The organism is Stenotrophomonas sp. YJH_SMC_40, assembly GCF_059368615.1.
In genome coordinates, this window is record NZ_JCAFRX010000013.1 from 29,305 (window position 1) to 50,837 (window position 21,533).

Below are 21,533 nucleotides of genomic sequence, written 5' to 3' on the forward strand. Positions count from 1 at the left end.
GGCGAACGATGGATACCGCGCGCGAGCAACGCATCCTGAAGTTCTCGATCGGGGTCACCATCGCGGTCAGCGTGGTCGGCTTCAGCGGTGGCCTGCTGGTGGGATCGCAGGCCATCCTGTTCGACGGTGTGTACAGCCTGGTCGACGTTGCCCTGACCCTGGTGTCGTTGTCGGTGCTGCGGCTGGTGGCGCGGGAACAGAGCCCGCGCTTCCAGTACGGCTACTGGCACCTGGAGCCGATGGTCGAGGCGCTGGGCGGTGTGATCCTGTCGCTGGCCTGCGTGTATGCGCTGGCCAACGCGGTGATCGGTTTGACCACGGGCGGACACGAGGTGAAATTCGGGCCCGCGCTGTGGTGGGCGGCGCTGCTGAGTGCCAGCAACCTGGCGATGGCGGCGTTCGTCGCCCAGCGGGCGCGGCGCCTGCGCTCGGCGCTGTTGTGGCTGGATGTACGGGGCTGGCTGCTGGGTGGCTTGATGAGCCTGGCGGTAGTGCTGGCCTTCGTACTGGCACTGGTCCTGCATGGCGGTGAGTGGCACCACTGGGTGCCGTACCTGGATTCGATCGTGCTGGCATTGATCAGCCTGGCGGTACTGCCGGTACCGGCGCGCAGTGCGTGGAAGGCCATGCGCGAAGTACTCCAGGTGGCGCCGGATGATCTGGACCGGCGCGTGCAGCAGGTCATGCAGGCATTCGTGGCCGAGCGTGGCTATGCCGGTTTCACCAGCCACGTGGCGAAGATGGGGCGGATGCGCTTCATCGAGATCCATGTGCTGGCCGATCCGGCTACGCCCTTGGGCTCGGTGGGCGAGGTCGATGCGATGCGTGATGAGATCGCGGTCAGGATGGATGCTCGGGGCAGCACGTTCTGGCTGACCATCGATTTCACCGCAGATCCGGCGTGGACGTGACCACGCTTCTGTAGAGTCGAGATAGCTCGACTGCTTTTCGTCAGCGGAAGTCGAGCAGGCTCGATTCCACGGGATCGCGTGATCGTTGCGCGTGGCAGACCGGTCTGTTGCACCGGATCCGTTTGACCTCAACCGGGGTTGAGGTCACAGACTGCCGGCAACCCCCACGAGGCGCGCGGCATGAACCTGCTGACCACACCGGACTTCAGCCATGGCCTGCTGGAGCTGTTCAATCCACCGGGCCTCTACGATCCTTCGGCCAACGGCTACTCACACGTGGCGGTGGTGCGCCTGCCGGCACGGGTGATCCACGTGGCCGGGCAGGGCGGTGAAGATGCGCAGGGCCGTCTCTCGCCCAGCTTCGAAGACCAGGTCGGGCAGGCGCTGGACAACCTGCAGACCGCGCTGCGCTCGGCGCAGGCAAGCCTGGTTGATGTGGCGCGGTTGCGCATCCTGGTGGTCGGCCACGATGAGGACCGGCTGGGCATCATTGCCCACCAGGTGCGGCGACGCTGGCCGAACCGTGCGGCGCCCACCTGCACGCTGATCCCGGTGCCGCGACTGGCGCTGGACGGCATGCTGTTCGAGATCGAGGCGGAGGCCTACGCCGCCTAGCGCAGGTAGTACTCCACCGGCACCACCAGTTCCTGTGGTGCCTTCAGTTCATCGGGAATGGGCGGTAGCGGCTGCGCGCGACGGAAGGTCTGCAGCGCAGCGTCATCGAGCATCGGCTGGCCACTGGACTGTTCCAGCCGCAGAGCCAGCAGGCGGCCTTCGCGGTCGATGCTGGCCCTGACCCACGCAGTGCCCTGCTGCCGGCGCGAGCGTGCGGCGGCAGGGTAATAGCGGTAACGCTCCAGCCGCGCCATCAGGCGGGCTTCCCACTGGTCGCTGGCGGCGCCGGCCTGGAAGTCCGCCGGTGGCGCGTCTGGAGCGGGCGGAGCGGCCGTGATCGATGCCGGTGCGGGACTGGCATCGGTCGCGGCCGCCGGCGGGGCGACCGGCAGCGGCGTTCGACCCGTCCCGCCCGTTTCGCTGGCGGCCAACTCGCCCTCGCGCGCGGCGGTGGGTTTCGGTGGCGGGGGCGACTTTGCCGGTTGCGATGCGCGCGCCTGCTGCGCCTGGCTGGGGGTGTCGGCCTGGCGCTCCTCTACGGGCTGTGGCGGCGTGGCCGGCGCCAGCAGGCGCAGGCTGATGCGCACGTCCTGCTCCGGCGGCGGCAGCATCGGCGGCGCTGCCACCCAGTGCACCAACAGCAGCAAGGGCAGCAGGTGCAGGACGGCGGTGATCGCGATCGCCTGCCAGTGTTGGCCGCGCTCACTCATCGTCCAGCACCCACAGCAGATCGGCATCCGCCGCATCCACGGTTTCACCCGGCGAAGCCAATGCGATCACCAGCGCAGGCGTAGCCGGTGACAGGTAGCCCGGTACCCCGGTACCGCGCAGTACATGCCAGCGCCCCGCTACCAGCAGCACCGGCGCGGGCGCATCGAGCAGCACCTGTGCCATGCGTGTGTCGCGGGCCTGTTGCACGGCCAGCATCCCTTCCAGCATCGGTGCTGCGTCTGCGTGCTGGGCCAGCACCACCGCCGACAGGCGCTGGCGGGCAGCGGCCACCGGGAACCGCACGCCCTCGGTGGACGCGAGCAGCGCGTTGACCTCGGCACGCGACAGGTTGCCGCCGAACAGCGGCGTGCCTGCATCGGCAGCATCCTGTACCAGCCCGCCATACGCGGTCCACGGCCAACGCGTATCCCATTCCAGCAGTTCCTGCAGGCGTGCACCTTCGGCCTGGTTGCCCTTGGCCAGCCAGCGCTGCACCCGCTGCAGGCGTGGCTGGCGCTCGCTGGCGATCATTTCCAGCACCAGCGAACCCTGCGGGCGCCGCCGCTGCAGCGCCTGCAGCAGCCAGCGCTGGGCGGCGTGGTCTCCGGCGAGGTCATGGCGCTCACCCAGCATCAGCCTCCGGGCGTCCGCCGCACGCGCCACGAACGCGGCTTCGTCCAGGTGCCGGCCGTTGGCCAGGTCGATCACTGAGCCAGGCATCGACTGCGCGCTGGCCACGGTCGCCAGCGCGAGCAGGCATACGGGCAGCCAGCGACGGCTAGAACGCCACATTGACGCCCATCGAGACGGTACGGCCACGGCCGTTGCCGCGGTCCAGGATCGGGCTGAAGATGCTGTCGATCGAGGCATTGTTGTCATAGGCCTTGTTCTGCAGGTTTTCGATGTTCAGCCACAGCGTGGTGTTGGCCTGGGGCTTGAAGCTGGCGTAGAAGTCGAGCAGCACGCCGGTGCCGCCGGTCTTGCGGGTCTGGAAGAAGTCGTAGCCTTCCTCGGTCGGCCCGGAGTACTCGGCGCGCAGGCCGGCCTGCACGCGCTGCTGCCACCAGCGGCCGCCCACGTCCAGCGTCCAGTAGCGGTCGGGCAGGGCGGTGATGTCTTCCAGGTTGACGAACTCGATGGCCGGCGCACTGGTGTGCGAGCGGGTCCAGCTCAGCGTGGCGTGGTAGTGCTCGCTGGCGTAATGCGCTTCCAGTTCGATACCGCGCATGCGCACCACGCCGGGGTGGTTCATCCAGCGCGTGGTGGTGCTGAAGTCGTCCACGTCCAGCGCATCGGTCCAGGCAGTGAGTTGCGGATCGCTGTCGATCGGCACCACGAACGGTTCCACTTCCGGCGGATGCACGATCAGCAGGTACTGCGGCTTGATGTAGTCGCGGATGCGGTTGTCGAAGCGGGTGATCCGCAGCTGTGCCAGGTCACCGTCGACCAGCAGCGAGTCGGTGCTGAGGTTGGCACCGAACTGCAGGTTGCGCGAGCGCTCGCGGCGCAGGAACGGGTTGGCGCCCACGCCATCGGCATCGCTCATGCCTTCCAGCGGGATCTTCTCGAAGAACATCTCCTGCACCCGCGGCGGGCGGGAAGTACGCGAGGCTTCTGCGAACAGGTGCAGCCAGTCGGTGGGCTGCCACGATACCGCCAGGCTGGGGCTGAGTGCGCGCTGGGTATGGCGCACGTCGATGCCGCCACCGTTGATCTCCGCGCACTGGCCGGGCACATCCGAGCACACCGGGATGTGGCCACGGATGCCGAAGCGGTCCTGGCGCAGGCCGGCGGTCAGCGCGTAGATGTCGTACTGCAGCTCCAGCGTGCTGAACACGCTGTCCAGCTGGCTGCGACCTTGCGGGTTGGCACCGCGCAGGACGGGGGTGTCGGCCACATAGATGTCCGACTGGTGCTTGATGCCGGTGTTCCAGCGCGCCTGCAGTGCCCCGATGTCGAAGCGGCTGGTGTTGTCCACGGTCCAGCTGCTCAGGCTGCTGTGGGTGCGGCGACCGATGTAGCTGGAATCCTCCACTGGCGGATAGAACAGCCGGGTCTTGTTGCCGGCGAAGGTTGCACGCAGGTCGATCCACGGCGAATAGGGTGTGTAGTGGTAGCTGGCGCGCTGGTTGCGCGCGGAAATCTGCCACGGGTAGTTGTGGTAGAAGTCGTTTTCGTAACGCATGTGGCTCAGGTCCAGCCGGTGCTGGTCGCTGGGCTGCAGGCGTGCTTTCAACAGCCAGCTGCTGGGCTGCTGGCTGCCCGGGTCGGCGTTGTTCTTCTGCCCACGCGCGGTCGCGTATTCGCTGCTGCGGCTGCTGCTGGCAGCGGCCAGCAGGCCGAACTGGCGGTCGCCACCCTCTTCACTGTGGCGCCAGGCACCGGCGAAGGTACGGCCGCTGCCGTAGCCGTTGTTGCCGTGGCGATAGCCTGCACGCAGGCCCCAGTCACGGCCCTCACCGAGCAGATCGTCGATATCCAGCGTGCGGAAGTTGGCACTGCCGGCCAGCGTACCCGCACCATCACCACCGGCGACCGCACCGCGTTGCACGTCCACGCCGGCCAGCAGGAAAGGATCGACATAGGCGAACGGACCACCCGAGCCATGCCCGGCATTGTTGCGAAATGTCTGGGTGACACCGTCGATCATGGTGTTGACCCGGCCAGCACCGGTCATGCCGCGGATGTTGACCTGCAGGCCCGGCTGGCTGCGCGAATGGAAGCTGTGGGTGCCAGGCATCGAGCGCAGCAGGCTGTTGCCTTCCTGGCGTTCGGCCATCGCCACGCGCTCGCTGCCGACCGAGGGCGCAAAGCCATCGCGGGTGGCCGGTACATATTGGCTGGCGCCGGCACCCGGTGCCTGGCCGTGTGCGGTAGTACCCTGCACCCGCAGCGGGCCGGTGCGGCGGCTGCCATCGGCGCGTTCGGCCGGCGCCGGTTCCAGGGCGGCACGACGCGCATCCACGAAGCGCGGGCGCAGGCCGCTGCCTGCCAGCAGGCGCGTCAGGGCCTGCGCATCGTCGAAGTCACCGCGCAGCGCAGGCGCCGAATGACCTGGGGGCAGCGCCGCGCCGATCACCAGATCGACACCGGTCAGCCGGCTGTAGGCGTCCAGCGCGGCCGCCAGTGGCTGGGCGGGCAGATCGTAGCTTCGAGTGGCGGCCTGCGCGTGGGCGCTGTTTGGCAGCAGGGGAACGGTGCTGGCGCAGGCCAGCGACAGGGCGAGGACAAGGGGGCGGGGGCACAGCATCGGGGGCTCCAGGGGCTGACGCAGAGCGTCGTCATCCTGGGTAGACGCAGCCGCAGGCCGGATGTCAGGGTCCATCACGCCGTTCCCTGCGTGGCGGCAGCCACACCTGTACGCCGTCGCCGAGGCGCAGCACGCGCACCTGCAACTGAGTGGCCAACTGGTCGCGGTTGCTGGCTGCGCCGTCGGCACTGCCAAGCAGGGTGACCGGCTGCTGGCGCAGCTGCTCGCCGATGACCCATGTGTGCCCGCCGTGCCAGCGGTCCAGGCCCTGCGTGACGTCGGCCAGCGGGGCCGAGACCCAGTGCAGGCGCCGTTCGCGCCAGGCCAGTGTTCCCGGGGCGGTGGTTGTTGCATCGGCTGTTGACTGCCCATCGAAGCGCAGCTGCTCGCCGTCGTTGGCCAGCATGCTGGCGTTGCCGCTGTCCACGCGCACGCGATGCTCGGTAACGGTGACCACGCTGCTGTTGCCCTGCACGGCAAGATCGAATGCGGTCCCCAGTGCAGTGACGGTGCCCTGCGGAGTGTGTACCTGGAAGGGCCGGTCGGCATCGGCGGCGACCTGGAACCAGGCCTGGCCACGCTGCAGCTGGAGCTGGCGGCGCTGCCCATCGATGCGCACCTTCACTTCGCTGCTGGGTGACAGCAGGACATGCGAACCATCCGGAAGGGTCTCATTGCGGATCTCGCCAGCGGCCGTACGCAGTACCTGCGCCACCGGCGGCGAGGCATGGCGGCTGTAGAGACCCAGCGCACACAGCAACAGAACCGCAATGCCGGCTTCGCGCAGGCGACGGCGTTGCCTGCGCTGCTGTTGCCGCTGCAGGCTGGGCAGCGTCGCGCCTGCCTGCCACAGGTGCTGCAGATACTGGTACTGCGCGGCATGTCGGGGGTCGGCCTGGTACCACTGGTCGAACGCGTTCTCGTCGCGGTCACCGTCGTGCCCGTCCAGCCACCAGCGTGCGGCTTCACGCGCGATCGCGTCCTGGCTCATGCGCCGGGCACCTGCTGCAGGGCGACGAGGGCGCGCAGCAGATGGCCGTGCGCAGTCTGCCGGCTGATGCCGAGCTGGCGCCCGATCTCGGCAAGCGCCAATTGTTCAACCCGCGCCAGCAGGAACACCTGGCGCGAGCGCGGTGGCAGCGCGGCGACGATCGCGTCGAGGTGGCGCAGCTGTTCGGCGTCGAGCAGTCGCTGCTCGGGCAGTGGTGCAGGATCGGCGATGGCCTGCAGCTGCGTGTCATCCAGTACCTCTTCGCGACGGCGCTGGCGCTGCCGGTAGTGATCCGCGATCAGGTTGTGGGCGACACGGTACAGATAGGCGCGGCCGTTGCTCAGCAGGCCGCTGGCGGCGACTTTGACGACACGCAGCCAGGTTTCCTGGACGACGTCATCGGCGTCACTGCGTTGCGGGAGTTTGCGGCGGACATGGGCGTGCAGCGGCCGGTAATGGGCCGCGCACAGCTGCGCGACATCCGTCGGTTCGACAGGCGTGGACACGGGGCGGGCGACAACTGGGAAAGGGAACAGCCCGCGGCGGCAAGGGCAGCGGCTGCACCTTACAGCAAAAGAGAAGCATTTGCATCTATGGCGCGAAGCACGGCACGCATGGGTCACCGCGGTGTCAGCGCGGGCGATAGTCGCAGTGGATCTGCAGCGCTTCGGTGGGATTGTGGTGCAGCTCGAAGCCGCAGTGCTGCAGGCTGCGCTTCACCCGCGCGACCGCTTCGGCATGGTGGGTGACGCGACGATCCTGCCAGCGCGGTGGGGTGAACACGCCCAGGGGCAGCAGCCGCAGCCGCTTGCCGTGCAGTACCAGTGAAACATCGATATGACGGCCATTGATGTCGTGGCCGTTGGCTCCGAAGATGGCATCGATCTCATCGCGGCGCTGTGGATAGCAGGTGCGGAATACTGCAATACCGAGCCATCGCACCGCGCGGCGGAAGCCGCCGAGACGGCTGTGGCCGGGTTCGAAGCCACGGGTGAGCAGCAGGCGCAACCCGGCAGGCAGCATCGCCTGCGCGTCGAGCAGGCGTTGCAGTACCTCTTCTTCCAGTTGGATGCGGGTGGAGGGCCAGCGCGGGGCGATGAGCAGTCCGTGGTGGTTGCCGCGTTGCAGGGTCAACATGCGTGAAGCTTTGCACGCGGGCGAACAGCCGCGGTAGTGCCGGCCGCTGGCCGGAAGATCCGGATGCCGGCCAGCGGCCGGCACTACCATCGGGTCAGATGTCGCGGTACTGGATCTGCGAAGCCAGTACCCGCAGGCCATCGGCATTGCTGGACAGGATGCGCTCTTCGCCGACACCTTTCTGCCGTTTCAGCTGGAAGCCCTGATCGGCAGGCAGCTGTGCGGCAATGGCGTCCATGCGTTGCAGGGCATCGGGGCCGCTGCAGTCGAAGTGGCCCCAGTGGGCGCCATCGCGGTGGATCTGCAATCGGTAGTTCATTGCGGTGTCTCCGGCAGATCCTGCAGCCAATGGTCGAACATCGCGGTGGCGGCCGCTGCCAGCGGTGCGCCATAGCGACGCGCCTGCGCACGCAGGTCGTTGGGATCGATGCCGGCCTGGGCCAGCTCCAGCGTGTGGCCGATCAGCCAGCGCTCGAACTGGCGGGCATCCAGTTCCGGGTGGCATTGCAGGGCCAATGCGTGGCTGCCGATGGCGAACGCCTGGTGACGGCAGGCCGGCGTGCTGGCCAGGCGGCGTGCGCCGGCCGGAAGTTCGAACGCCTCACCATGCCAATGCAGTACCGGAATGCCCTGCAGGGACTGCAGCGGAGAACGCTGGCCTTCATCGGTCAGCAGCAGTGGCGCAAAGCCGATTTCCTTGCCACCACTGGGAGCGACACTGGCACCGAGTGCGCGCGCCATCAGCTGTGCACCCAGGCAGATGCCGAGGGTAGGCCGCTGCCGCTGCAGCCGGCGCTGCAGCAGGGCAATGCTGTCGTTGACGAAGGGGTAGGTCCCTGTGTCATTGGCACTGATGGGACCGCCCAGCACGACCAGCAGGTCGGCGGTTTCGGCGTCATCGAGCGCATCGACGCCGGCCTGCAGCAGCTGCAGCTGCCAGCCTTGCGCCAACAGCAGTGGCTGCAGGGTGCCGAGGTCTTCAAAGCCAACGTGCTGCAGGACAACCGCGTGCTTCATGCCGGGGCTCCGCTGTTCGGCCAGTAGAAGCTGTCCGGGGTGGCGCGGGCGCCGAAAATGGCCTGGCCGACGCGGACCACGGTGGCACCTTCCTCTATGGCCACTTCGAAATCACCGGACATGCCCATCGACAGCTGCGACAGGTCCAGGTCGGGCGGGGCGGTGCGTTGCAGCTGGTCGCGCAGTTCGCGCAGGCGCACGAAGCAGGCGCGCACGCGCTCGACGTCGGGGGTGAAGATGGCCAGGGTCATCAGGCCGCGCACGCGCAGGCGATCGAAGGCTGGCAGCTGTTGCACGAAGGCCTCGACCGCGTCGGGTTCCAGTCCGTACTTGCTGGGTTCGGCCGAGGTGTTGACCTGCACGAACACATCCAGGGTGCGCTCTTCCAGTTGCAGGCGCTGCTGCAGGGCCTCGGCTACGCGCAGGCTGTCCAGCGCCTGGAACTCGCTGGCAAAGCGTGCCACGTAGCGCGCCTTGTTGGTCTGCAGATGGCCGATCACCGACCAGTGCACGCCCAGGTCGGCCATCGCTTCGGCCTTGCGTTGTGCCTCCTGCACCTTGTTCTCGCCAAGTTCGTGGCAGCCTGCGGCCACCGCCATGCGGATGCGGGCTTCATCGACGGTCTTGCTGACCGGCAGCAGGCGCACGCTGGCCGGGTCCCGGCCGACGCGGGCGCAGGCATCGGCGATGCGTTGGCGCACCGTGACCAGGTTGGTGGCGATCTGTTCAACGGACTGGGCGACGGGCCAGTCGGCGGCGGCAAGGGGCATGCGGGCACCTTCAATGCAGGGCGGCCAGGGTGGGATACACTGGCACAGGACAAGAGATATTTTGGCATAGGACAAAATGAAAATCACCGGGCACAGTGCCGAGTCGATCTTCGACAGCATCCGTGAGGGCATCGGCGAGGGCCGCTTGCCGGCCGGCAGCGTGCTGCCGCCGGTGCGTGAACTGGCCGAGCAGTTGGGCGTGAACCGCAACACCGTGGCCGCTGCCTACAAGCGCCTGGATGCGGCGGGCCTGGCCAGCACGGCGGGCCGCCGCGGCACGGTGGTGCGTGGCCTGCCGCCGCCGCTGGCGCGCGAGGGCAGTACGCCCGGGCTGGCGCTGCAGGACCTGGCCGGTGGCAATCCGGATCCGCGCCTGCTGCCGAACCTGCGCCTGGCCCCGGCCGCACCGCGGCTGTATGGCGTGGGCACGGTCGACCTGAGGTTGCAGGCGCTGGCGCGCGCCTCGCTGGATGCGGACTGCCCGGCGGGTTATGCGCTGGAGCTGACCCATGGCGCGGTCGATGGCATTGAACGCCTGCTGGCGGCCTGGCTGCTGCCGGGGGATCGCATCGCGGTGGAGGATCCGTGCTTCCTCGGCAGCCTCAATGTGCTCAATGCCGTGGGCCACGCGCCGTTGCCGGTGGCGGTGGACGCGCATGGCATGCAGGTCGAATCACTTCGGCAGGCGCTGGAGGCCGGTGCACGCGCGGTGCTGCTGACCCCGCGTGCGCACAACCCGACCGGGGCCAGCCTGGATGCGAAGCGGGCACGGGCGTTGCGCCAGCTGCTGGCGGCCTACCCGCAGGTGGCGGTGCTGGTCGACGATCATTACGCGCTGCTTTCGCAGCAGGCCTACCACTCGGTATTGCCGCTGGATGGCCGGCGCTGGGCGCTGTTGCGTTCGTTGTCCAAACCGCTCGGCCCCGACCTGCGCCTGGCCTGGTTGGCCTGCGATGAAGAAACCGCGATGCGGTTGCGGCTGCGATTGGCGTCCGGCACCGGCTGGGTCAGTCATCTGCTGCAGGATGCGGCGACGTCGGTGCTGGCGTCGGCAACGCAGCGGGCGAAGATCGCCTCGGCAGGTGAGCGTTACCAGCAGCGCCTGCAGTCGCTGCAGGAGTTGCTGCGCGCGCGTGGCATGCCGACGCCGCTGCCAATGGAGGGATTGAACCTGTGGCTGCCGTTGTCGGCTGACAGCCATCCTCAGGTGCTGGCACTGGCTTCGCGCGGATGGCATGTGCGGGCGGGCGAAGTGTTCGCGGTGGCGGCGCCGGGACATGGCCTGCGCATCACCTGTGCGGCGCTGGGGACGACGCAGCTGCGGCAGCTGGCCGATGACCTGGCGGCCGTGTGCGGGGTGTAGCGTCGAGCATGGCTCGACGCTACAGAAGCCGATCAGGGCGCGGCGTTGGCGCCAGGGCGCACGTAGTAGGACTGGCCGCTGTCATCGACGAACATCAGCTCCGGCTTGCCCTGCCAGGAGGTGAGCATGGCGCCGGTGTTGTTCTGGTGCTTGACCATCAGGCTGGCGCCGCGATCCGGGTTGGCGACGACCTTGAATACTTCGGTAGTGCCGGTGGCATCGTCGAGGGTGAGCAGGGCTTCGCCGCCGCGGTCGCTGGTGCCATAACCACCACGCTCGGAACCGTCGGGGCCAAGCAGGATCAGGCCAGACAGGGCGGTGGCACGCGGCCCCTGGGTGCGGCCCTGGCTGAGCGGGTCGGGGACCGGTGCGCCGAGGATCACCCGCGGCTGGCCGCTTGCATCGTGGATGACCAGGCCGCGTGCTTCGATGATGCGCTGTGGCGATTGGCTGCGATGCAGGTTCCAGGCGGTCCAGCCGGAAACAAGCAGGGCGAGGGTGGAGACCACCAGGGTGGTCAGCAGCAGCGCACGGGGCATCGGGTGGTCCTTCCTTGGATGTGCCGACGATAGCGGATGCAAAAGGCGATGGGTAGAGTCGACTGTCAGTCGACTGCTGTTCGATCAGATCACGGAGATTCCCGCGCTGGCGCGCGCAAGTCGACTGACAGTCGACTCTACCTCTACCTGCTCGACATCACCCAGTGGCCGTTACGCGGTGATTCCCGGCGTCAGTGGAAATCGCGGCTGTGGCTGCGCAGTCCCTGCAGCAGTTCATCCAGGCAATGCATGCGTTGCACGATGACGTGCTGGACGCCATCGACGCGTTCCAGGCGGCCATCGATCTGCATCAGCTGGGTATCGACCAGCACCCGGTGCTGGCGATCGGCCAGGTGCCGCCAGACCACGGCGTTGACCATGCCGGTCTCATCCTCGAGCGTGAGGAAGGTGACACCGCTGGCGGTCTGTGGGCGCTGGCGCATGCGTACCAGGCCGGCGATGCGCACGCGACGGCCATGGCCATGCCCGGCCAGTTGTGCAGCGTCCAGACAGCCACGGCTGCGCAGCTGCGCGCGCAGGAACGAGATCGGGTGGCGGCCAAGTGTGGTGCCGGTGCTGCGATAATCGGCCTGCATGTCCGCCCAGGCGCTGGGCAGGGGCAACGGCACGCGGGCTTCGGCAGTGGCGCGGGCTTGGTCGAACAGTGGCAGCCGGTTTTCCACGCCGGAGATATCCCAGCGTGCACGATGGCGATGGCCACTGAGCCCACGCAGTGCACCGGCATCGGCCAGCAGGCCCTGCTGGCGGCGGTCCAGTGCGGTGCGCTGGCACAGGTCGCCCACATCGTCGAACGGGCGCTGCGCACGTTCGCGCATGATGGCCTGCACGACGGGTTCGTTGCAGCCATCGATCAGGCGCAGGCCGAGCCGGATCGCCGCCGGGCCCTTGCTGAAATCCAACGAGCAGTCCCAGCCGCTGTGGCGCACGTCCACCGGCAGCACGCGGATGCCGTGCCGGCGCGCGTCCTGCAGCAGCTGGTCGGGGCTGTAGAAGCCCAGCGGCTGGCTGTTGATCAGGCTGGCGGTGAACGCGGCCGGGTGATGGCACTTCAGCCAGCAGCTGGCATAGGTCAGCAGGGCGAAACTGGCAGCATGGCTTTCCGGGAAGCCGTAATCGCCGAATCCCTTGATCTGCTCGAACAGATGCTCGCCGTATTCGCGGCTGAAGTTGTTTCTCAGCATGCCGGCCAGCAGCTTCTCGCGATGCGGTTCCAGGCCGCCACGGCGCTTCCATGCCGCCATCGAGCGGCGCAGGGCATCGGCCTGGCCCGGCGTGTAGCCGGCCGCTTCCACTGCCAGCTGCATCACCTGTTCCTGGAACAGCGGCACGCCCAGCGTGCGTGCGAATACGCGTTCCAGCTGCGGTGGGTAGAGCGGGTTGTCCGGGTCGTTCAACGCGTCCGGTCCCTGTTCGCGCAGGATCCGGCGCCGCTCCAGATAGGGGTGCACCATGTCGCCCTGGATCGGGCCAGGGCGCACGATCGCGACTTCGATCACCAGATCGTAGAAATTGCGCGGCTGCATACGCGGCAGCATCGCCATCTGTGCGCGCGACTCGATCTGGAATACGCCGATGGTATCGGCGGCGCTGATCATGTCGTAGGTCGGGGTGTCCTCGTCGGGGATCGCATCCATGCGCCCGCTGTGCAGGCCATGTTGCTGCAGCATTGCCAGGCACTTGCGGATGGCGGTGAGCATGCCCAGCGCCAGGCAGTCGACCTTCATCAGGCCGGTGGCATCCAGATCGTCCTTGTCCCATTGGATGACGGTGCGATCGGCCATCGCCGCGTTTTCCACCGGCACCAGGGTCGACAGGGGGTGCTCGGAAATCACGAAGCCGCCCGGGTGCTGCGACAGGTGGCGCGGGAAATCGATCAGCTCGGTGGTCAGTGCCAGCAGCCGCCGCATCAGCGGTGTTTCCGGATCGAAGCCGCGCTCGCGCAGGGTCTCCGGCAGTGGTACGTGGCCGCCCCAGTGGTCCATCGCCGCGCCCAGTTCGTTGACCTGGTCCATCGGCAGGCCGAGTGCACGGGCCACATCGCGGATCGCGCTGCGGCCGCGGTAGCTGATCGCCACCGCAGTCAAGGCGGCGCGCTCGCGGCCGTAGCGCTTGAACACGTACTGCAGCACTTCCTCGCGGCGCTCGTGTTCGAAGTCGATGTCGATATCCGGTGGCTCGTCGCGCTCGGCGGAGATGAAGCGCTCGAACAGCAGGTTGCTGCGCGCCGGGTCGATCTCGGTCACGCCCAGCACGAAGCACACCGCGGAGTTGGCCGCCGAGCCGCGGCCCTGGCAGAGGATGTTCTGGCTGCGTGCGAAGCGCACGATGTCCTGCACGGTGAGGAAGTAGGAGGCGTAGTTCTTCTGCCTGATCAACGCCAGTTCGTGCTCGATCTGTTTGCGTTGTGCTGGTTCGATGCCGCCTTTCCAGCGCCACGGGATGCCGCGCTCGACCAGCACGCGCAGCCAGCTGTCCGGATCGTGGCCCTCCGGCACCAGTTCGCGTGGATAGGTGTACTGCAGCTGCTCCAGCGTGAAGTGGCAGCGTTCGGCGATGCGCAGGGTCTCGGCCAGCAGTTCGGCGGGATACAGCTGGGCCAGCGCGGTGCGCGGGCGCAGGTGGCGCTCGCCGTTGGGAAACAGGCGCCAGCCGGCTTCGGCCACGCTGCAACGATGGCGGATCGCGGTCAGCGTGTCCTGCAGGGCGCGGCGGCGTCGCACGTGCATGTGCACATCGCCACTGGCGACCAGCGTCAGGCGGTGACGTTCGCCGAAGGCCTGCAGCTGCTGCAGGCGGCGTGCGTCGTCGTGTTCGTGGTGCAGTTCCACCGCCAGCCACAGGCGATCGCCGAAGCCGGCGCGCAGCAGTTCCAGATCGGTGGCCGCCGGTTGCCGGTCCAGCCATAGGCACAGCAGGCCGTCGGGCAGGCCGAGCAGGTCCTCGCGCAGGCAACGGTACTCGCCCTTGGCCGCGCGCCGCCGGCAGGTAGTGATCAACTGGCAGAGCCCGGCATAGGCGGCCTGGTCGGTGCACAGCAGGGCCAGCTTGGGTCCGTCCTCGACCTGGAATTCGGCGCCGACGATCAGCGCCACGCCATGCGCCTTCGCCGCCTGCCAGGCACGCACGATGCCGGCCAGCGAGCATTCGTCGGTGATCGCCAACGCGCGGTAGCCCTGGCCGGCGGCGCGCGCGAACAGCTCTTCGGCGATCGAAGCACCACGCTGGAAACTGAAGGCCGACAGGCAGTGCAGTTCGGCGTAGCCGGGCAGTTCGCTGTGCATGGCGGCTCAGCCGAACCAGCCGTGCAGCATCCACGGCGCATGCGGATCGTTGCGCTCACGGAAAGCCCAGCCGCGCTGGCCGTGTGCGGTTTCCACCACGTAGTAGTCGCGGCGCGCGTCGGCCTGGTCCCACCAGCCCGATTCGATCCGCTCCGGCCCGGTGACGATGCGCAGCCGCGGATCACGCAGCGGTTGCGGGGTGTCCAGCAACCAGCCAGGGCGCAGCGGCCAGTACGACGGGGGCTTGGCCGGTGGCTGGGTGCCACTGGCGCGTTCGGGGCGATGGTCGGCCTGCACCGCCAGCGGCTGCACGGCATCATCACCCAGCCGCGCACGCAGGCGCTCGCGCAGCTGGTTCCAGGGCATTGCCTGTGCCGGCCGGGTGTCGAACAGGTCGCGCGCGGCGGGCACGAACGGTGGCAGCTGTTCGGCCTGCAGGCGCAGTGCGCGGCTGCCGGCCGGCAGGGCGAACGCTTCCATGCGGTTGCGCGCGATCTCGAACAGCAACGCGGGATCGCGTTCCGGTGCCAGCAGGCCGATGGTCAGCACGCTGGCCGGCAGCAGGTCGTGCTCGAAATGCAGGTCGAAGCGCTGCACGCCGCCATCGCGCGAACACAGGAACGCGGCCAGGTCCAGCAGCAGGCGACGCAGCGGGAACAACAGGGCCTGGCTGGATTCGATCTCGTACTCGAATTCGATGCGTGCATCGAAACGGTCCGGTGGCTGGTAGTAGCGCAGTGGCGCGGTGGGTAGCCCACGCAGTGCATCCAGCTGCTGCAGGACCTCGGGGGCAAAGCGCCGGGCCAGGCTGTCGCGCGGCAGCTCGAGCACTGTGCCCAGCGTGCGCAGGCCGGAGCGGCCGAGCACCGTCACCGCCTCGTTGGGCAGGCCGCAGCGTGGCAGGGGCAACTGCGCCAGCGCCGCCGGCAGTTGCTGTGCATCGATGCCGAGGCCGTCGTGGACGTTGGCCAGCACGCGCGCGGCATGTGGGGTAGGTGCGGCCACCAGACGGTGACGGAAGCCGAGTTCGTGCAGTTCGTTGCGCAGCCGCTGCTGGATCGTCAGCCAGTCACCGAACAGGGCGCGGCTGGCGCCGATCTCCAGCACCAGTGCATGCGGGAAATCGAGGCTGACCTGGGAGCTGTAGGCGTAGGCCCAGCTGGCCAGCAGCTGCCGGGTGTGCTGTTCGGCGTTGGGATCGTAATCGTGCAGGTGCATGTCCTGCACCAGCACCTGCGCAGCCGACAGCAGCATGCCCGGGCGCAGCCCGGCTGCGCGTGCCGACGGGCTGACCGCACGCAGTACGCGACGCTGTGCCGGCCCCTGCAGCAGCACCAGTGGGCGCTGCGGATCCGGCTGCAGGCGCAGCACGCTGTCCAGCGCCAGCTGCGGCAACAACAGGCAGGCCCAGTGCATGGCGCGGCCTCAGTGGGCGATGGCCAGCGGCAACGGCTGCGCCGGCGGCAGGCCGCCTCGGCACTTCAGCACCCGCACCTGGCCGTGGTCGAGCTGCAGGCGCAGGCTGGCCGGAGAGGGATTGCGCGCCGCCTGCGCCTCGCGGAACACGAAGCCCAGGCACTGGCCGCTGTCGGCGGCGACCTGCAGCCGGCGCAGGGCGCGATCGTCGGCCTGGTGTGGCCAGCACAGCACCGCCGCGCAGGCGGCAGAGCGCAGGCACTGCTCGGTGGCCCAGAGCGCCTGTTTCGGCGCGGCGTGGATGATCTGCAGCTGGGCAAGGTCCAGCCCGGCTGCCGCCCAGGCCGGGGCATGCGGGCGATAGGGCGGGGCGACCAGCACGATCGGGCGGTCACGCAGGCTCAGCTTGGCCAGCGCCGGCCAGACCAGCGCCAGCTCACCCACCCCGGGCGCCGCCTGCAGTACCTCGCACAGCCCGCTGGTGGGCCAGCCACCGCCGGGCAGGCGTGCGTCCAGTGCCGGGTGGCCGCTGGCCAGGTGGTCGCTGGCCGGCCCCTGGCGGGCCGGGCCGCGCCACAGCTGGCGCCCGTCCAGCAGCCGGTCGAGGGCGACGACGGCACCCATCAGCCGGCCCTCCAGGGGAGGCGCCGGGCGGGCTGGAAACGGCAGGAACGGGCGGAAACAGCGGGCATGGCGCGAGTATCGACGGGCCGGTATCAGGGGCTGAGACCAGACATGCTACTCGCCTTGTGAGTAGAATTACTAATAAAATCGGAGGGTCCGGTTTCAGGTTGCTGAAGGGGGGAAGGAGTGCCGACCAAGGTCAGCACCCACAGGCCCTGGTTACGGGCGCACCGGCAGCGCCACCGGGCGCAGCGGCGCGGCATCGCCGCCGCGGATCTTCAGCGGGCCGCCGATGAAGGCGAACTCGTAGACCTTGTCGCGGGCCAGTTCGTCCAGCGCCACCAGCTCGATGATCGGCGCGCCCTGCTGGGCCAGCAGGTAGGTGTGCAGCGGCACGTAGTCGTCGGACACCTCCGAGGGGAAGGTCTCGAAGCTGAGGTTGTCGGCACCGACGATCATCGCGCCGCTGTCCTCGACCAGGAAGCGCGCCGCGTCCAGGCCCATGCCCGGCGGGTTGGCCATGTAGGCCCTGGGCTGCTCGAACAGGCGCATGCGGCCGGTGCGGATCAGCACCACGTCGCCCTGCTGCAGTTTCACCTTCTGGCGTGCCAGCGCATCCTTCAGGTCCTGGCGGGTGACGCGGTAGCTGTCAGGCAGCATGTCCACGCCCTTGGCGGCGGCCACGTCGATCAGCACGCCACGCGCGATCAGCGGCGGGAACTTCTCGATGCCGGTGACATTCCAGCCACGGTCGCCGAGGTGCTTGTCGGCCTCGAAGCCGTTCCAGATCTTCCCGTGGATGCCGAAGTGGTTCAGCGCATCGATGTGGGTGCCGGTGTGGCTGTACATCGAGAATGCGGTGCCGGTGTAGCTGCGGGTGAGGTTCATGGTCTCGCCCACGCCCATCGGGTCGTCCATCACCGTGCCGCGCGGGGTGTGGGTCATCCAGAACTGGTAGTGCGGGTCGCCGGCATCCTGCCAGCTGGGCATGCCGACGTAGTATTCGGTGGCCAGGTCATAGGCTTTGCCGCCGCTGACCCGTGACAGGATCGCCGCACGCGAGGCTTCGGTGATCAGGTTGAGGCGGCCGATCTCGTCCTTCGGCCCCCAGGGGCTGGTGCCGACCTGCTGGCCGGAGGGAACGCGTTCGTGTGCGGACACGGTGGTGGAAGCGGCGGTGCCGGCCAGCAGCAGGGCCAGCGCGGTGGCCAGGGTACGTGGGGTCATGGGGAATCTCCTTGCAGGGTGGGGGAGGGTGCGGCTCAGGCCGCGACCAAAGGCGCCAGGGCCTGGCGCAGGTGTGGCAGCGGCAGGGTCTGCAGGCGCAGGCCGTTGCCGCCGATCACGGTGGGTATGGAACGGATGCCGAGGGCAGCGGCTTCGGCACGATCGGCCTGCACGCGCTGGCGTACTGCGTCGCTGCGCATGTGGTCAGCGAAGGCGCCACGTGGATGGCCCAGCGATTCGGCGATATCCAGCAGTACTTCGGCGTCGCCGATGTTGCGGTGCTGGTGTAGGTGCGCCCATTGCACGGCATCAAACATCGCGCCATGGGCGTCGTTGCCACCGAGCATGCCGGCGGCCTGGCAGGCCAGTGCGCCGAGCCAGCCGGACGGATACTCGAAGTCCTGTGCGCGCATGCCTTCGATATCGATGCGCGCGGTGTCTTCATGCGCGGCGCAGTCGGTCCAGTGGCGCAGGATGATCGCCTTGGCGCGCCCCATCGAGCCGAACACCTCGACCATCTGCGCGCGCGAGTCCTGCAGCACGAAGCTGCGGTGGCGCACCTGGATGCCGAGTTCGGCCGAGACCTGCTGCAGGCGCGGGGCCAGCACGAAGCACCAGCCGCAGACCACGTCGTGGAAGAAATCGACCACCGGCGCGGCGGTGGCGGGGGAAGGAACGGAAGACATCTGCCTGCCATCGGTGAGAGGGGAGGCGGCAGATTAGGCAGCGCGGCGTGGCCGAAACAGCACGCCGCGGGCAGCTCAGTTTTCGCTGGCGGTTACGAATCCAGGCCGGCGCAGCCGGGCAGCTCGGCGTGCAGGAAATCGATGAAGGCACGCACCTTGGGCTGCAGGTGGCGCGAGGTCGGGTAGACCGCATGCACGAAGCGCGGCGGATAGCGGTGGTCGGGCAGCACCTGCTGCAGTTCGCCACGGGCCAGTGCCGGTGCCGCCAGGAACGAGGGCAGGGCGCCGATGCCCATGCCGGCCACCAGCAGGTCGCGCAGCAGCAGGCTGTTGTTGACGGTGACGCGCGCTGGCAGGGTGATCGTCACCTGGCCATCGGGGCCGAGCAGCGGCCAGCTGCCCGGTGAGTCGGACAGGCTGTAGGCCAGCACGCTGTGCGCCTGCAGATCGTCCACCGCCTGCGGTGCCGGATGCTGCCGCAGGTAGGACGGGGCCGCGCACAGCACCTGCTGCAGCGACGCCAGCCGGCGCGCCACCAGGCGTGAATCATCCAGCTCGGCACGCAGCCGCAGCGACACATCGAAACCCTCACCGACTGCATCGAGCAGGCGATCTTCCATCACCAGGTCCAGCGACAGCTGTGGATGCTGCTGCAGGAAGCGCGGCAGCAGCGGCGACAGCGTGCTCAGTGCGAACGACTGCGGCGCATTGACGCGCAGGCGCCCGGCTACGTCGCCGCGCTGTTCGGCGATGCCACGTTCCAATGCGTCCAGCTCGTCGAGCAGGCGGCAGCATTCACGGTAATAGGCGTGGCCGGTCTCGGTCAGGCTCATGCGCCGCGTGGTCCGCTGCAGCAGTACCACGCCCAGATGCGCTTCCAGCGTGCGCAGCTGCTTGCTCAGGCCGGCCGGCGACATGCCCAGGTCTTCGGCAGCGCGGGCCAGCCCGCCGCGTTCGACGATGCGGCGGAAGGCACGCATCAGGTTGAAGGAATCCATGCCGGCCCCGGGCGCGATGAGGGCGCCATTGTAGAGCCGCGCCATGCGTGGATGTGGGAAACGCGGCGCCGACCAAGGTCGGCGTCTACCCGGTGCGTGCGGGTTGCGTCGTTTGTTCAAGCCAGCACCCCATACGCGGCGCCAGCATGCAGGCCCCTCACTTTCCGGGTTGCCCATGAAGCACTGGATGCTCCGCCTGTATGCCCCGCTGTTCCTGCTGGGCTTCGTTGCCACTGCCGTCGTCTGGGTCGGCCATTGCCACGGTGATCCGTTGTGGCTGCTGGCCTTGCTGGCGGCCGCCATCGCGGTCTCGTTCGCCGCCGAGCGTGCCTGGCCGTACGACCCCGCGTTCAACCACGACCACGGCGACAGCCTGCGTGACACCCTGCATGCACTGGTCAACGAAAGCCTGAACCTGCTGTCGATCGCGGCGGTGCCGCTGCTGGCGGCAATCATTCCGTGGCAGTTGTGGCCGGTGCAGTGGCCATTCGCGCTGCAGGTGCTGCTGGCCATCGTCTGCGCTGATCTCGGCATCACCCTGGTGCACTACGCCAGCCATCGCATCGGCTGGTTGTGGCGGCTGCATGCGGTGCACCACAGCGTCACCCGCATGTACGGCTTCAACGGGCTGATGAAACACCCGCTGCATCAGGCGGCCGAAGCGGTGGGCGGCGTGCTGCCGCTGCTGCTGTTGGGCCTGCCGATGCCGGTGGCTGCGGTGCTGGCTTTCGCCATTGCCATCCAGCTGCTGCTGCAGCACTCCAACGTTGACATGCGTCCCGGCGTGCTCGGCCGGGTGATGGCCTGGGCGCCGCTGCACCGCTTCCACCACATGCGTTACGGCACCGCTGGCGACGTCAACTTCGGCCTGTTCCTGACCGCCTGGGACCATCTGCTGGGGACCGCCTTCGATGCGCCGGGTTATCGGCTGCAGCAACGCGACCTTGGCATCGGCAGCCAACCGGACTATCCGCGCGATTATCCGGGGCAGCTGCTGGCGCCGTTCCGCGAATTGCCGCATGGCGAGGTGCCGGAGTTGCCGGAAGGCCTGCGCAGGCGCGAATGATTGAACATGTCAGGCCGCGTGCAGCTGCAGGCCCTGCAGCTGCGCGGCACCGATGCCGAACATGCGGCGCAGGCTGCGCGAGAGATGGGCCAGATCGGCGAATCCAGCGGCATGCGCACTGTCGGTCAGGTTGTGACCGCTCAGATGATGCATCAGCGCGCGGCGCAACCGTTGCCACAGCACCCAGCCGCGCAGGGTCACCGCCAGCTCGGACTGGAAACGCCGGTGCAGCTGGCTGGTCGACAGGTGCGCCGCCTCGGCGATATCGGCGGCCGGCACCGGGCCGGGCAGGTGCTGGGCAATACGGGCCAACGCCGCCTGCACGCGGCGGTCCAGCGGTTGCGGGCGGCTCAGTCGTGGCAGCCAGTCGTGCAGTTCCAGCACGTTGCCCGGCAGTACGTGCAGGTGCTGCTGGATCTGTGCGGGATCGGCATGCGCGGGTTCGAGGAACACCGTGCAGCCTGCTTCCGGCGCCGACAGGATCGCGTGCGTCTGGAAGGAGGGCAGCCACAGCCTTTGGCCCTGCTGCCGTACGCCATCGACTTCGATCTGCTAGGGCGTACCGTCGCTCAACAGCAGTTGATGGGCGTAGTGCGCATGCGAGGCGCTGTCACCGGCATGGCCGTGAAGCACGGCGGCGTGCGCATCCAGCAGCAACGTGCCATTCCAGGGCAGGGCAGGGGAGGACATGGAGGGATTGTAGATCCACGCCATGCGTGGATGAATCTCCATCGAAATCGATCAATTCGACGATTGATCGAAGAGCATCCACGCATGGCGTGGATCTACTGCAGATTGCGGCGAATTGTCGAAGGCGGGGTGGGTCCGGTTGCGGGGGCGTGAGCGCCATGGATGGCGCGACCGAGCCTCCAGGGACGGATTCACGGCGTCCCCCGCAACCGGACCCACC

General features: G+C 68.5%; 20 protein-coding genes and 1 pseudogene. 4 read left to right on the forward strand and 17 right to left on the reverse strand.

Annotated elements, in window-relative coordinates:
• Positions 1-8 precede the first annotated feature (8 nt).
• Together AC5P6X_RS19690 and AC5P6X_RS19695 are read left to right on the forward strand one after the other, a co-directional pair.
• Positions 9-911, forward strand: a complete 903-nt coding sequence (locus AC5P6X_RS19690) for a cation diffusion facilitator family transporter (protein WP_329757001.1) — start codon at positions 9-11, stop codon at positions 909-911.
• A 180-nt stretch (positions 912-1,091) separates the two neighbouring features.
• Positions 1,092-1,526, forward strand: a complete 435-nt coding sequence (locus AC5P6X_RS19695; RefSeq protein WP_005410065.1) for a RidA family protein — start codon at positions 1,092-1,094, stop codon at positions 1,524-1,526.
• Here the strand turns inward: AC5P6X_RS19695 and AC5P6X_RS19700 are convergent.
• The 9 genes from AC5P6X_RS19700 to AC5P6X_RS19740 form a co-directional block, all read right to left on the reverse strand.
• Positions 1,523-2,236: an energy transducer TonB family protein gene (locus tag AC5P6X_RS19700; RefSeq protein WP_059034705.1), complete on the reverse strand. Its 714-nt coding sequence runs from the start codon at positions 2,234-2,236 to the stop codon at positions 1,523-1,525. The two genes, AC5P6X_RS19695 and AC5P6X_RS19700, sit on opposite strands and share 4 nt — an antisense overlap.
• Positions 2,229-3,029: a ChaN family lipoprotein gene (locus tag AC5P6X_RS19705; protein ID WP_099606040.1), complete on the reverse strand. Its 801-nt coding sequence runs from the start codon at positions 3,027-3,029 to the stop codon at positions 2,229-2,231. The genes AC5P6X_RS19700 and AC5P6X_RS19705 overlap by 8 nt, the downstream gene beginning before the upstream one ends.
• Positions 3,016-5,487: a TonB-dependent receptor gene (locus tag AC5P6X_RS19710; protein ID WP_164221533.1), complete on the reverse strand. Its 2,472-nt coding sequence runs from the start codon at positions 5,485-5,487 to the stop codon at positions 3,016-3,018. Before AC5P6X_RS19710 ends, AC5P6X_RS19705 begins: the two co-directional genes overlap by 14 nt.
• A gap of 64 nt (positions 5,488-5,551) precedes the next feature.
• Positions 5,552-6,478 (reverse strand): FecR family protein, encoded by a 927-nt coding sequence (locus AC5P6X_RS19715; RefSeq protein ID WP_108270419.1) that lies wholly within the window; start codon positions 6,476-6,478, stop codon positions 5,552-5,554.
• The gene (locus AC5P6X_RS19720; RefSeq protein WP_012480592.1) at positions 6,475-6,984 is read right to left on the reverse strand and encodes an RNA polymerase sigma factor; all 510 of its coding nucleotides are present in this window, start codon (positions 6,982-6,984) and stop codon (positions 6,475-6,477) included. Before AC5P6X_RS19720 ends, AC5P6X_RS19715 begins: the two co-directional genes overlap by 4 nt.
• Before the next feature lie 124 nt (positions 6,985-7,108).
• The gene (locus AC5P6X_RS19725) at positions 7,109-7,615 is read right to left on the reverse strand and encodes a hypothetical protein (protein ID WP_108270420.1); all 507 of its coding nucleotides are present in this window, start codon (positions 7,613-7,615) and stop codon (positions 7,109-7,111) included.
• A gap of 94 nt (positions 7,616-7,709) precedes the next feature.
• Positions 7,710-7,934 carry a hypothetical protein gene (locus tag AC5P6X_RS19730; RefSeq protein WP_005410058.1) on the reverse strand — a complete coding sequence of 75 codons (225 nt, stop codon included), beginning with the start codon at positions 7,932-7,934 and terminating at the stop codon, positions 7,710-7,712.
• A complete protein-coding gene (locus AC5P6X_RS19735; RefSeq protein WP_005410057.1) occupies positions 7,931-8,632 on the reverse strand; it encodes a glutamine amidotransferase in 702 nt (233 codons plus the stop codon). Before AC5P6X_RS19735 ends, AC5P6X_RS19730 begins: the two co-directional genes overlap by 4 nt.
• Entirely contained in the window at positions 8,629-9,402 is a 774-nt protein-coding gene (locus AC5P6X_RS19740; RefSeq protein WP_005410056.1) for a YggS family pyridoxal phosphate-dependent enzyme, read from the reverse strand. The genes AC5P6X_RS19735 and AC5P6X_RS19740 overlap by 4 nt, the downstream gene beginning before the upstream one ends.
• A gap of 76 nt (positions 9,403-9,478) precedes the next feature.
• On the opposite strand from AC5P6X_RS19740, the gene ptsJ reads away from it, so the two are divergent.
• Positions 9,479-10,765, forward strand: coding sequence for a MocR-like B6 salvage transcription factor PtsJ (gene ptsJ, locus AC5P6X_RS19745; RefSeq protein ID WP_108270421.1), 1,287 nt, complete (start codon positions 9,479-9,481; stop codon positions 10,763-10,765).
• Positions 10,766-10,797: 32 nt separating this feature from the next.
• Here the strand turns inward: ptsJ and AC5P6X_RS19750 are convergent, their stop codons facing one another.
• From AC5P6X_RS19750 to AC5P6X_RS19780, 7 genes are all read right to left on the reverse strand, one after another.
• Positions 10,798-11,304: a hypothetical protein gene (locus AC5P6X_RS19750; protein ID WP_005410054.1), complete on the reverse strand. Its 507-nt coding sequence runs from the start codon at positions 11,302-11,304 to the stop codon at positions 10,798-10,800.
• Between the two features lie 191 nt (positions 11,305-11,495).
• Positions 11,496-14,606 (reverse strand): error-prone DNA polymerase, encoded by a 3,111-nt coding sequence (locus AC5P6X_RS19755; protein ID WP_262091270.1) that lies wholly within the window; start codon positions 14,604-14,606, stop codon positions 11,496-11,498.
• Positions 14,607-14,612: 6 nt separating this feature from the next.
• Positions 14,613-16,022: a Y-family DNA polymerase gene (locus tag AC5P6X_RS19760; RefSeq protein WP_049402509.1), complete on the reverse strand. Its 1,410-nt coding sequence runs from the start codon at positions 16,020-16,022 to the stop codon at positions 14,613-14,615.
• A gap of 9 nt (positions 16,023-16,031) precedes the next feature.
• A complete protein-coding gene (gene imuA, locus AC5P6X_RS19765; protein WP_005413787.1) occupies positions 16,032-16,646 on the reverse strand; it encodes a translesion DNA synthesis-associated protein ImuA in 615 nt (204 codons plus the stop codon).
• Positions 16,647-16,865: 219 nt separating this feature from the next.
• The gene (locus AC5P6X_RS19770) at positions 16,866-17,873 is read right to left on the reverse strand and encodes a cyclase family protein (RefSeq protein WP_012480589.1); all 1,008 of its coding nucleotides are present in this window, start codon (positions 17,871-17,873) and stop codon (positions 16,866-16,868) included.
• A gap of 35 nt (positions 17,874-17,908) precedes the next feature.
• Positions 17,909-18,559, reverse strand: a complete 651-nt coding sequence (locus tag AC5P6X_RS19775; protein WP_108270423.1) for a DsbA family oxidoreductase — start codon at positions 18,557-18,559, stop codon at positions 17,909-17,911.
• Positions 18,560-18,651: 92 nt separating this feature from the next.
• Positions 18,652-19,602, reverse strand: coding sequence for a LysR family transcriptional regulator (locus tag AC5P6X_RS19780; protein WP_181453421.1), 951 nt, complete (start codon positions 19,600-19,602; stop codon positions 18,652-18,654).
• Between the two features lie 142 nt (positions 19,603-19,744).
• Between AC5P6X_RS19780 and AC5P6X_RS19785 the strand changes: the two genes are divergently transcribed.
• On the forward strand, positions 19,745-20,623 hold the full coding sequence (locus tag AC5P6X_RS19785) for a sterol desaturase family protein (RefSeq protein ID WP_227843662.1): 879 nt from the start codon (positions 19,745-19,747) through the stop codon (positions 20,621-20,623).
• A 9-nt stretch (positions 20,624-20,632) separates the two neighbouring features.
• On the opposite strand, the pseudogene AC5P6X_RS19790 reads toward AC5P6X_RS19785, so the two are convergent.
• Positions 20,633-21,337 (reverse strand): annotated as a pseudogene (locus tag AC5P6X_RS19790) (helix-turn-helix domain-containing protein).
• Between the last annotated feature and the right edge of the window lie 196 nt (positions 21,338-21,533).